At 62.5% G+C, this 11,466-nt stretch carries 7 protein-coding genes and 1 pseudogene; 6 read left to right on the top strand and 2 right to left on the bottom strand.

Annotated features, from left to right (window positions below; genetic code table 11):
- From GPA21_RS00765 to GPA21_RS00755, 3 genes and pseudogenes are all read left to right on the top strand, one after another.
- Window positions 1-226 (top strand): annotated as a pseudogene (locus GPA21_RS00765) (ABC transporter ATP-binding protein); the annotation flags it as partial.
- Between the two features lie 325 nt (window positions 227-551).
- Window positions 552-3,704 carry a PAS domain S-box protein gene (locus tag GPA21_RS00760; protein WP_168986299.1) on the top strand — a complete coding sequence of 1,051 codons (3,153 nt, stop codon included), beginning with the start codon at window positions 552-554 and terminating at the stop codon, window positions 3,702-3,704.
- Window positions 3,701-4,876 carry a response regulator gene (locus tag GPA21_RS00755; RefSeq protein ID WP_168986298.1) on the top strand — a complete coding sequence of 392 codons (1,176 nt, stop codon included), beginning with the start codon at window positions 3,701-3,703 and terminating at the stop codon, window positions 4,874-4,876. Before GPA21_RS00760 ends, GPA21_RS00755 begins: the two co-directional genes overlap by 4 nt.
- 48 nt (window positions 4,877-4,924) lie before the next feature.
- Here the strand turns inward: GPA21_RS00755 and GPA21_RS00750 are convergent, their stop codons facing one another.
- Both GPA21_RS00750 and GPA21_RS00745 read right to left on the bottom strand, forming a co-directional pair.
- Complete coding sequence (locus GPA21_RS00750; protein WP_168986297.1) at window positions 4,925-5,629, bottom strand: tellurite resistance TerB family protein; 705 nt, start codon at window positions 5,627-5,629, stop codon at window positions 4,925-4,927.
- Between the two features lie 99 nt (window positions 5,630-5,728).
- Complete coding sequence (locus tag GPA21_RS00745; protein ID WP_168986296.1) at window positions 5,729-6,913, bottom strand: MFS transporter; 1,185 nt, start codon at window positions 6,911-6,913, stop codon at window positions 5,729-5,731.
- A 129-nt stretch (window positions 6,914-7,042) separates the two neighbouring features.
- Here GPA21_RS00745 and GPA21_RS00740 point away from each other — a divergent pair, with 129 nt between their 5' ends.
- The 3 genes from GPA21_RS00740 (at window position 7,043) to GPA21_RS00730 (ending at window position 11,445) form a co-directional block, all read left to right on the top strand.
- Complete coding sequence (locus tag GPA21_RS00740; RefSeq protein ID WP_168986295.1) at window positions 7,043-7,609, top strand: ABC transporter ATP-binding protein; 567 nt, start codon at window positions 7,043-7,045, stop codon at window positions 7,607-7,609.
- Entirely contained in the window at window positions 7,606-8,406 is an 801-nt protein-coding gene (locus GPA21_RS00735) for an ABC transporter permease (protein WP_168986294.1), read from the top strand. The genes GPA21_RS00740 and GPA21_RS00735 overlap by 4 nt, the downstream gene beginning before the upstream one ends.
- A 276-nt stretch (window positions 8,407-8,682) precedes the next feature.
- Window positions 8,683-11,445: a bifunctional diguanylate cyclase/phosphodiesterase gene (locus tag GPA21_RS00730; protein ID WP_168986293.1), complete on the top strand. Its 2,763-nt coding sequence runs from the start codon at window positions 8,683-8,685 to the stop codon at window positions 11,443-11,445.
- Window positions 11,446-11,466 lie beyond the last annotated feature (21 nt).

Here is an 11,466-nt window from a genome sequence, read left to right as displayed (position 1 = left end):
CGCCGAAGTCGAGCGCATTGTGCGCGAGATCCGCACGGACGGCACCCGCATCCTGATGGTCACCCACAACCTGGGTCAGGCCACCCGGTTGGCAGACGACATCGCCTTCATGTCTGCCGGGCGCATCTGGGAACACACCCCGACGCAGCAATTCTTCCGCCAACCCGGCTCGGAGGCGGCTCGCCTGTTCATCCAGGGCGAACTGCCCTGGCGTATGGTGCTGTAGGGCCAATCTGACGTCACCGCTGGACGGGTTTCAGCCCCCATGGCCTCTCGGAATCGAGCGGGCCTTCGGCGAATATCGCCAGAAAACAGTTCGATCCGAAGCCCCAGTTGCTATAAAGAAATGTCGCTTGACGGGCGGCAAGGGGCAACCGGCCAAGCCCCATGGTCTCTGCGCAGAATAAGAACAATCAACCAGGACGAGCCGTTTCTGGTCGCGGTAACGAGGTAAACAGCAGATGGAGGCATGCGCCACAGCAGACGATGGCTTCGGCAACCTGGTAGCCGTCTGCCCCCTCCCGTTCGTGGAATGGAATCCTGCTCTACACGTGACGTGTTGGTCACCTGCGGCTGAAACCCAGTTTGGCTGGCGGGCCGCCGATGTTGTCGGATGCACCTGCGAGGAGTGGCGCTTCATACCAGCGTCCGAGCGAGGTCGCAGCCTCGACACACTCAAGGCGGTACTCGGTGGCCAATCGTCGCACCCGGTTTTCCAGGGCAGGATCAAGAACCGGGATGGCGAGACGATCACCTGCCGGTGGCACATCGGGACACGACCCGACGGCACAGGGCAAATCCGCGGCCTGTTCGCCTACATCGTCCCATGCACGGACAGCGGCGATGTCGCTCGCTCAAGCGCACAAAACTGGCAACGCTTCTTTCGCGGCTCGAAGCTGGGCCTGGCACTCCATGACACGCGCAGCAACCGGGTGCTCGAAGCCAATCCGGCTTATGCGCGACTGCACGGTTACACGATCGAAGAACTGCGCGGAAAACGGATCGATGAGCTCTACCCCGAGAGGGAGCAGGAGGCGTTGAGGTTCTTTTTGCAGCGTGCCGACGCCGAAGGCGAGATCAGCTTCGAGTCGGTCCACCTTCGCCGCGATGGCAGCACATTTCCAGTGCTCATGGGCATGACATCGATCACCGACGAGCAAGGAGTGCCAGTCGAGCGCTATGTCTCGCTGATCGACATCAGTGACCGAAAGACGGCAGAGGAGAGACTGCGAGTGCTGTCCCAGGCGATAGAGCAAAGCCCGGAGAGCATCGTGATTACCAACACGCTCGCCGAGATCGAATACGTGAATCCTGCCTTTACGCGCAAGAGCGGCTACACGATCGAGGAGGTATTGGGACAAAACCCCCGGATTCTCCATTCGGGCAAGACACCCCGGGCGACCCATCTGTCCTTGTGGGATAGCTTATCCAAGGGCGAGCCCTGGAGCGGGGAGTTCTGCAACCGCAGCAAACATGGCGATGAGTATTTCGAACGCGCCACGATATCGCCGATTCATGATGACAAGGGGGCGATATCGCACTATGTCGCCATCAAGCAGGACATCACAGAGCAGCGACGCCTGACGGAAGAACTGGCCAGATACCACGAGCAACTCGAGCATCTGGTGGAGCAGCGAACACGCGAACTGCGCGAGGCCTTGCGTGCGGCAAGCGCGGCCAGCCGGTCCAAAAGCGATTTTCTGGCCACGATGAGTCACGAGATCCGGACCCCAATGAACGGGGTACTGGGCATCGTGGACGTACTCGCCCACACCCCACTTACCGAGGATCAGCAAGAACTGGTGTCGACGATGCGCCAGTCGGCAGAGAGCCTGCTCTCGCTGATAGACGACATCCTGGATTTCTCGAAAATCGAAGCAGGCCACCTCGCTCTCGACATCCAGCCCGAGCAAACGGAAGCGATGCTGGACGAAATCCTCGACACCCTGCAGCCCCTAGCCGTCGCGCAACGGGTGGATCTTCGTGTCTTCGCGCATCCGGGCATCCCATCCCTCATCCGGTGCGACCGGCTTCGACTCCGGCAGATCATCTTCAATCTGGCGGGAAACGCACTCAAATTCTCGAGCGGGCAAGCGCGCAGAGGCCAGGTACTCGTGCGTATCGAAGTCTCCGACGAGCAAAAGCTCAGGTTGAGCGTTGCCGACAACGGAATCGGAATGACCCCCGAGCAGCTCGACACCGTATTCGAGCCCTTCAGGCAAGCGGAGCACGCCACAACACGACGATTCGGTGGAACCGGTCTGGGTCTGACGATCACACAGCGTCTGGTCGACGCTTTCGGAGGCAGAATTCAGATCGACAGTACGCCCGGAAGCGGCACCTTGGTGTGCGTGGACCTCCCTCTGGAGACAGTGGATAGTGCGGAGGAGGCGGCTGAACAGGCACTGGCCGGTACACATTGCGTGATTGCCCTGTCCGATGCGTCCGCCGCCCATGACTGGCAAATCTACCTGTGCTTCGCAGGTGCCGACGTTAGCATCGCCGCCGATCTGGAGGACGCCATCCAGCGCATCGCGGACGCGTCCGGGAGCAAACGCGTGCTCATCACGGATTCGCCACTGCCGGCGCATCAGACCGACTCCTGGCGTCGCCTGAGCGTGACGGGCCGCGCTGGACTCATCGTCGTCGGCCACGGCATCCGCCAAAACCCGAGAGAGGAAGCCGAGCGGACCTACTCGATCGATCTCGAAGCAGCTCGTCGGCGTAATCTGGTCGAAGCCGTCAGGCTAGCCAGCAGCGCCGAACCTGGCAGCCGCACACTCGGCCCGGAGGCCCGCTCAAACAGCGGCCGCTACCTGGAGCGCAAGCTGATTACACCTGCGCTTTCGGCTCGGCTCGCACCTGTTCTCGTCGTCGAGGACCACGACATCAATCGCAAGATCATCGGACGTCAGCTCGAATTGCTTGGCTTGCGCTACTTCATGGCAGGCAACGGCCTCGAGGCCTTGCAGGCGCTCGAGAGCGCAGATTACTCGCTGATGCTGACCGACCTGCACATGCCGGAAATGGATGGCTATACCTTGACGAGGACCGTGAGGAGTTCCGAACCTGCCGAAAGACGACTTCCCATCATCGCAGTCACGGCCAACGCCCTGCGTGGTGAGGAGCAGCACTGCCTGGAGGTCGGCATGGATGCATTTCTCGTCAAGCCAGTGCAGTTGGAGGCGCTCGCTCATGCAATCGCTTCCGTTTTGCCCCCCCAGAAGAACCACCCCACATCATCCAGCCAGATGACGGTCGGGGCCCAAGCCGAACAACCGGCGCGACAGCAAATCCCCGCTCTGGAACCGTCCACACCTGCCCTGCTCGACCCGGCTATCCTGAGAGAACTGGTCGACGGCGACCCGGACATGGTTCTGGAGTTTCTCGAAGCCTATGCGACGTCTGCCAGACGAACGGCCGACGAGGTCCTGGACGCAATCGCCCGCACAGACTGGTCGGGGGCAAGTGGGGCTGCGCACAAACTGAAATCCGCATCCCGTTCCGTTGGCGCGAATGCATTGGGGGAGTTATGTGCCACGATGGAAACACTCGCCCGCGCCAGCGACGCCAACGCGATGCAAGCACTGTTGCCTCGCTTCGAGCCACTGGTCCTTGACACCCTGCGCCTTGTCAGTCAGACCCTGGAAACCACCGAGTCCGGGACCATGCAGCAGCAACCCACGGGGAGGGGTCGTCAATGAAGATAAGCGAACTCCGGATTCTCGTGGCCAGCGAGAGCGATGCGGACGCGCAGCAGATCGGAGCGATGCTGGCACACGAATTCGACAATGTGGCGACATCCGCCAAGGAAGAGCGTTTTGCGGACGACTTCGACACCGCCATGCCTGACGTCGTGGTCCTGGCCTTCCACGAGCTCGAAGCCGCGGAGCGTTGTCATCTTGGCCTTTACAGGCACAGCAAGATCGCACACGCACAGCCTCACCGCAGTATCGTCCTGTGCTCCAAGGATAACGTGCGCAGAGCCTTCGAACTCTGCCGCAAGGGCTACTTCGACGATTACGTGCTCTTCTGGCCCATGGTGTTCGACAGCACGCGTCTTGCGATGTCGATCATCATAGCCGGCCGATCGTTGCTGACCGGCCAGTCAGACGCAGTGAGCCGACGCGTGTTCGCTAGCGCCGATGTCGCCGGCACCCTCGAAACCGCGCTGGACGAACAGCTCGAAGCCGGGCGTTCGCACCTTTCCAGGCTCGACAGTCAATTCTCGGCCGTGGAACGGGAGTTGAGCGCTTTCGATACCCATTTCGAGCTCGATCTCGACCCTCCCGAATCCGACACAGCCTCTGACGTGCTGCCTGCACCAACGGAAGCGCAAGGTGGGACACTGGCAAGAGCAACCGATGGAGTGAGATACGCGGTCGAGCAGAGTCGGAAGGAAGTCGTGCCTCTCACTACGTGGATCAACAACGTCAAACGCGACCTCACCCCTCAACTGGAGGCAGTCCGCACGATCCGCTCGCTCGCAGCGGAACGCTTGGCGGTCGTGCTGGTGGTCGACGACGACGAATTCCAGCGCAAGCTTCTTACGCGACTACTAGAGACTCTGCGCTGTCAGGTTCACGTCGCCCAAAACGGCGCTGATACGTTTGCCACACTGGGGCGCCACCGTCCCGATCTCATCCTGATGGACATCGAGTTGCCGGATACAGACGGAATTACACTGACCCGTCGGATCAAGGCGATCCCGGCCCTCGCACAAACACCGATCGTCATGATTACCGGACACAGCGAACCGCAAACTATTGCTGCCAGCATCAAGGCAGGAGCATCGGACTTCGTCGTCAAACCATTCGACCGCACCGTGCTGATGAAGAAGCTGGCGCGTTTCGTCTTCATTGGGGAAGATGTCTAGCGCGCCTGTTCACCCAGGGCGAACTGCCCTGACGCGTGGTGCTGTAGCTCAGGCTCGCGAGACCGCGGCGTGGATCTCGTCAACAAGCCCCTGTTCGAGACCGAGCCGGGCAGCAAGCATTTGCAGGTAAGCCTTCTCCGCCGGGGAGTCGACTTCGATCGCAAGCAGCGAGGCCGTATAGACATCGATAGAGACTTGCGGCGAAATGCCCAGTGCGACGATAGCGTCTATGTCGAGCGGTTTCGCGATTTCATCGAACAGAAAGGCCTTCTCCTCGGCACCAAGCCCGAGCTGCGAGATCTGGCCGAAAATGCGCTCACGCTCTGCGTTGTCGATATGGCCGTCGGCTTTGGCGGCGGCGATCATCGCACGGACAATTGCCAACCCCACCGCTGCGCCCGCGACCGCATCTCCCGGCGGCGGCAGAAAGCCGCTATCCGGGGGCGGCAGTGACGGCCCTGCCGACAACGGCGGGACCGTGCCACCGGCCTGTTGCTGGCGATAGCGGTTCCAGGCCGAGTAAGCCAGTGCGCCAACCGCGGCCGCACCACCCAGTTTGACCACGTTGCCAGTGAGCTTGCGACCGCCTTTGCCGGCGAGCATGCCGCCGATCACTCCACCGAGCAGCCCTCCGCCGACGCCGCTACTCATCAGCTTGTCGAACAACCCCTTGCCGTTCGAGACCACACTCTGCTGGTTGAGGCCAGTGCCTGCCAGGCCTTGCTCGAGCAATTTCTTCCAATCCTGATTCATGATTCGCAACGACCCCGATAGTCTGAGCAACTGCACTTCGACAAGACGGCAGGGACGCCGTTCGCAACCCTGCCTGCATTATTTTGCTTGGGCGGTGACTCAATCCGCCGAAACCCGAGCCACCTCCGCACGTTGTCGCTGTGCCAGCCAGATCAGGGACGCCCCCATGATCGCCACCGGGACGATGGAACCCATGTTGAGCAGCGCCCAGCCCTGGGTGGTGACCAGTGCGCCCGAGGCGAAGGCGGTGACCGCCATGGTAGCGAACACCGCAAAATTGATGGCCGCCTGGGCGCGGTCCTTCTCCTCCGGCCGGTAGGCCTGCATCGCCAGGGTGGTGCTGCCTGTGAAAAGAAAGTTCCAGCCGACGCCGAGCAGAAAGAGAGCCACCAGGAACTGGTGCAGATCCTGACCCGACAGCGCGATCGCAATACACACTCCGTTGAGCGCCACGCCGATACCCATGATGTTGAGCACGCCGAAACGCTTGATGAGGTGGCCGGTGACGAAACCCGGCGCGAACATGCCGATGACGTGCCATTCCAGCACCAGCGCGGCGTCGGAGAACGGCATGCCGCAGGCATCCATTGCGAGCGGAGTCGCCGCCATCAGCAGGTTCATGACGCCATAGCCAAGTGCGGCGCCGAGTGTGGCAACCAGAAACACCGGCTGGCGCATGATCTCGCCGAGCGGACGGCCGAAAGAAGCGCCCACCGCCCGCACAGGTTCGGCCGGGAAACGAATGCCTGCCATCACCACCATCGACACCAGCGCCACCACCGCGAGCGCGAGGTAAGAACCAAGAAATGGGGCAGTGAAACTGTCGCGAGTGTAGTTGGCCAGGTTCGGGCCCAGCACCGCGCCGATCAGGCCGCCGGCCAGCACCAGCGACACCGCCTTTTCGCGAAATGACGCATCGGCAAGCTCCCCTGCCGCGAAGCGATACAGCTGACCGTTGGCGCTGTAATAGCCAGCGATGACCGTGCCCGCGACCAGCAGCCAGAAGCTGCGCATCTCGAGCGCGAACGCACACAGCAGGGCAGTGAGGAAGGCGACCAGCAGGCCAAGCTGGAACGACACCTGACGCCCCCAGCGCCGTTGGCTCGCGGCGACCAGGCCGGTGGACATCGCACCGCCTACCACATAACCCATCACCGGCAGGGTCGCCATCCAGGCCACCGGCGCGAGCGCGAGCCCGACCAGGCCGTTGATCGCAATGAACACCACGTTGTTGGTCAGGAAAAGGCCTTGGGCAATTGCCAGCAGCCAGAGATTCTTTTTCATCGAAAGCCGATCTGAAACACCAAACCGTGAATGTACCCGTTTCCGTCGTGTCCGGATGCTGCGTTTCGACAGGCTGCCGCTCGTGGCGCATGCTAAGGTGACTGGCTCATAAATGCCCGCGACGAAAGCATGCCCGAGCTGCGCCTACACGCGTTCCAGACTCACCACGTCGGCCCGATCGAACTCGCTGTCGCGGCTGGTGAGTGTGTGTGCCTGCGCGGCGCCTCGGGTAGCGGCAAGACCCTGCTGCTGCGCGCGATCGCAGACCTCGACCCACACCAGGGCGAGGCGTGGCTCGACGGCGCTGCCTGCAGCCAAATGCCGGCACCAGTCTGGCGGCGCAAGGTCATGCTGGTGGCCGCCGAAAGTCACTGGTGGGCCGAGAGGGTCGGCACCCATTTTCCGTCCGATTACGACCCCGATCGTCTACGCGAGCTGGATCTGACGCCCGATGCACTCCATTGGGAGGTGACCCGCTGCTCCACCGGCGAGCGACAGCGCCTGGCGCTACTCCTGGAAGAACCGACCGGCAACCTCGACCCGGACACTACCGCGGCCGTCGAGCGACTACTCGACGACTACCGGACTCGCAACGAGGCGCCCATGCTATGGGTCAGCCACGACACGAGCCAGATCCAACGGGTGGCCGACCGTGGGTTCGTGCTCGAAGACGGCGCTCTGCGAGAAACTTCATGATCGCGCTGTCCATCTTCGACCTCGCACTCGCGGCCATTCTCGTGATCGGGCTGGCGGCGCTCTCCTGGCATCTTCGCATCGGCCTCGAGCAGCGCCTGCTCGTGTCCGCAGCACGCACCACCGTCCAGCTCCTGCTCATCGGCCTGGTGCTGAAGGTATTGTTCGACAATGCTCACTGGCTGTGGGTGAGCGCGATGGCCGCGATCATGGTGACGGTCGCCGGGCGAGAGGTCATGGCCCGTCAGAAACGGCGCTTCGCTGGCTGGTGGGGCTTCGGGCTGGGCACGCTCTCGATGTTCCTGTCCTCATTCACCGTCACCGTCCTCGCACTGGTGGTGGTGATCGGCAACACGCCCTGGTACGCGCCTCAGTATGCAATCCCGCTGCTCGGGATGATTCTCGGCAACACGATGAACGGTATCGCGCTCGGGCTGGACCGCCTGACGCAGGATGTGGCGCAGCACCGACCGGCGCTGGAAGCCCGGCTTGCGCTCGGCCAAGCCTGGCGCGAAGTCATCGCCGACAGCCGGCGAGAGGCCATTCGGGTCGGCATGATCCCGATCATCAACGCGATGGCCGCGGCCGGCATCGTCAGCCTGCCCGGAATGATGACCGGCCAGATTCTCGCCGGCGTCCCGCCAGTGGAAGCGGTCAAGTACCAGATCCTGGTGATGTTCATGATCGCCGCCGGCACCGGCTTCGGCACCGTCGCTGCAATCACGTTCGGCTCGAGGCGCTTGTTCGACGAACGTCACAGGCTGAGGCTGGACCGTCTGATCCAGCCCAAGGATGACTGAGCGTCACTTCGGGGAACGGACGCCGGCTTGAAGCCGTCAACGGGTTCGTGTGCTGCGCTTTTCGCAGCCTGCTGCAGCGGGGTCAGTTCGGATGCGTGAGAAAATGCACACCGAGTCCCGTGTCCGGACTGGTGCGTCGGCCGGCCGGAAGAATGATGTGTTATTTTTTCAAGATGGGCGTAAAACAAGCAACAACGAAAAGCGTACGCCCTACCCTCCCGCACCCGAGGTGCGTGCCGATAAACATGCGCGACCTCCGCGCGACTTCGGCTCAAGATGAAAACTGCGGCTACATCGTCTCTCTACTGGCGGCTCTGGCTGATCATCGCATTCGCGGTGATTCCTCCGCTGCTGATTGGCGTAATCGAGTATCAGCGCAACCGGGCCGAGGCCGTAGCCTCCACACTGCGTATGGTCGAGAACATGCTCGCCGCAACCCATGCTGCGGAATCGCGCGCGGTCAGCGACATCGAGATGCTGCTGCGCATCATGGCCAACGCCAGCGACATGCGGACTCTCGACCCCAAAGAGTGCTCGGCGCTCGCGGCCCGACTGCGCGCGCCGTTTCCTGGCGTCAACAATCTCGGGGCGGTCTTGCCGGACGGCGTGGTTTTCTGCAGCGCGCAGCCGATGACGCGCGCAGTCGACGTCGCCGACCGAAAGTGGTTCACCGAGGTGCGCTCGGCGCAAGGCATCACTCGGGCCGAATTTGTCATCGGACGCATATCGGGTGAGCCGTCGGTGGTGTTCGGCTTTCCATTGCGCGACGATACAGGCGAACTGCGCGCGGCGATGTTCAGCTCTTTCGGCCCGTTCTGGTTCGAGCGATTGCTTTCGTCATACGACCTGCCCGAAGGTTGGGAAGCGAGCCTGATCAGCCGCGAAGGCCATCTCCTTTCACACTACCCAACAGATGAACATAGCCACGACCAGATGGTCCCCCCGGAGGTTCTCGCGCCGTTTCTTCAGGTGAAGGGCATCGCCGAGCTTCCCGGCCTGGACGGCGAGGTACGGCTTTACGGCGTCGCACCGGTCGACTTTGCACCGGACGATCTTCTGGTGCTGATTGGGGCGCCGCTCGGTGAGTCGCTGAGCGCCATCGACCAGCGCTTCGCGTCGCGTGCATTCACGCTGTTGATTGTCGTGCTGGCCTCGGGACTGCTTGCGCGCCTGTTCGCCCGCAGATTGGTCGAAGGCTGGCTGGAGAGAGTTCGCGCCACAGTCGAACGGATCGCGCGCGGAGACCTGGGAGCCCGGGTGTCTCCCGCCTCGTCGGTACGCGAGTTTTCGACGCTCGAGGACGGTATCGCGAACATGGCGATACAGATCGGGCACCGCGAAGCGGAGCTCGGCAAGCTATCGACCGCTGTCGAACAAAGCCCGGAGTCGATCGTCATCACCGACACCGAGGGTCGCATCGAGTACGTCAATGAGGCTTTCGTGCAAGCAACCGGCTACTCGCGGGAGGAGGTACTCGGCGAAAATCCCCGCATCCTCAACCGTGGCAAGACCCCAGCCGCGGTCTACGAAGAACTGTGGGCAACGCTGACGCGCGGCGAGGTGTGGCGCGGGGAGTTCAACAATACCCGCAAGAACGGCAGCGAATACCTCGAAAAGGCCACGATCGCGCCAATCAGGAGCGCCAACGGCGAAATCACTCACTACGTCGCGGTCAAGGAAGACATCACGCTGCGCCGCGAGTCCGAAGCCCTGCTCGAAAGGCTGGCCTACTACGACAGCCTCACGGGGCTGGCCAACCGCAGTCTGTTGCGCGACCGGCTGGAGCGGGCGGTAGCGAGCAGCGCGCGCTCGCACGCGTACTGCATGCTGCTGATGCTCGATGTGGATCGTTTCAAGCTGCTCAATGACTCCCAGGGTCACGAAACCGGCGACAAACTGCTGCAGGGCATTGCTGCCCGGCTGAGGGCTTGTGTCCGGGAGGAGGACACGGTCGCGCGCCAGGGCGATGACGATTTCGCAATCCTGATCGAGCATATCGGATCGGTGGCTGACGAAGCCCTCGCGCACGCCGAGCAGATCGTCCGCAAGATCGAGGCTCAGTTCGCGACACCCTTCGACCTGCGAGGTGACGGCGAGGCATATTTCGCCACACTGAGCATTGGCGTCACGCTGTTCAGGGGCAATGACACGCCAGCCGAACTGGTCGCACAACAGGCGGAGGTCGCACTGGACCAGGCCAAACGCGACGGCCGAAACACTTACCGCTTCTTCAGCCCGGACATGCAGGCCGCTGTGGAGGCACACGCCAGGCTTGACAGCGAACTACGCGCGGCGTTGGAGAACAACGCGTTCCGCCTGCACTACCAACCCCAGGTCGACAGCCGCGGACAAGTCACCGGGGGCGAGGCGCTGATCCGTTGGTTCGACCCCAGCGGCAAACCGGTTCCCCCTTCCGAGTTCATCCCGCTGGCCGAGGAGAGCGGGATGATCATTCCCATCGGCCAGTGGGTGCTGCGCCGAGCCTGCGAACAACTCGCGCATTGGCAGAGCGCACCGAAGACCCGGACGCTGAAGCTGGCGGTGAATATCAGCGCGCGTCAGTTCCTGCATCCGAAGTTCGTGCTGGAAACCTCCGCGACCATCGAAGCGAGCGGCATCGACCCGGCCGGCCTCAAGCTCGAACTGACCGAAAGCGCCTTCTTGCGCGACCCGGAGAAGACAGTCGCACGCATGGACGAACTGCGCAGGCTAGGCGTCGGCCTGTCGCTCGACGACTTCGGCACCGGCTACTCGTCGCTGTCCTACCTCAAGCATCTGCCGTTCGATCAACTCAAGATCGACCAATCCTTCGTACGCGACATGCTGACTGACCATAGCAGCATGGCCATCGTGCGTGCGATCATCGCCATGAGCCAGTCACTTGAGCTCGAGGTCATCGCCGAAGGCGTGGAGACCGAGGCCCAGCGCAACGCACTCGAGACGCTCGGCTGCCGCTTCTACCAAGGCTATCTGTTCGGCCATCCGATGGATATCGACCAATGGCCGGGCGCAGAGCCAACTCTTCCTGGGCAGGTCTGAACCTGAAGCGCACACCTAGAA

Source organism: Azoarcus taiwanensis (assembly GCF_012910885.1).
In the GTDB taxonomy this organism is placed as follows: Bacteria; Pseudomonadota; Gammaproteobacteria; order Burkholderiales; family Rhodocyclaceae; genus Azoarcus_F; species Azoarcus_F taiwanensis.
The sequence above is the reverse complement of the archived record's forward strand: the minus strand, read 5'-3'. Positions and strand labels throughout refer to the sequence as shown.

Excerpts from the sequence above, each read along its gene's own strand:
- GPA21_RS00745 (WP_168986296.1), bottom strand. The coding sequence starts at position 6,913 with ATGAAAAAGAATCTCTGGCTGCTGGCAATTGCCCAAGGCCTTTTCCTG.
- GPA21_RS00730 (WP_168986293.1), top strand. The coding sequence starts at position 8,683 with ATGAAAACTGCGGCTACATCGTCTCTCTACTGGCGGCTCTGGCTGATC.
- GPA21_RS00740 (WP_168986295.1), top strand. The coding sequence starts at position 7,043 with ATGCCCGAGCTGCGCCTACACGCGTTCCAGACTCACCACGTCGGCCCG.
- GPA21_RS00750 (WP_168986297.1), bottom strand. The coding sequence starts at position 5,629 with ATGAATCAGGATTGGAAGAAATTGCTCGAGCAAGGCCTGGCAGGCACT.
- GPA21_RS00735 (WP_168986294.1), top strand. The coding sequence starts at position 7,606 with ATGATCGCGCTGTCCATCTTCGACCTCGCACTCGCGGCCATTCTCGTG.
- GPA21_RS00755 (WP_168986298.1), top strand. The coding sequence starts at position 3,701 with ATGAAGATAAGCGAACTCCGGATTCTCGTGGCCAGCGAGAGCGATGCG.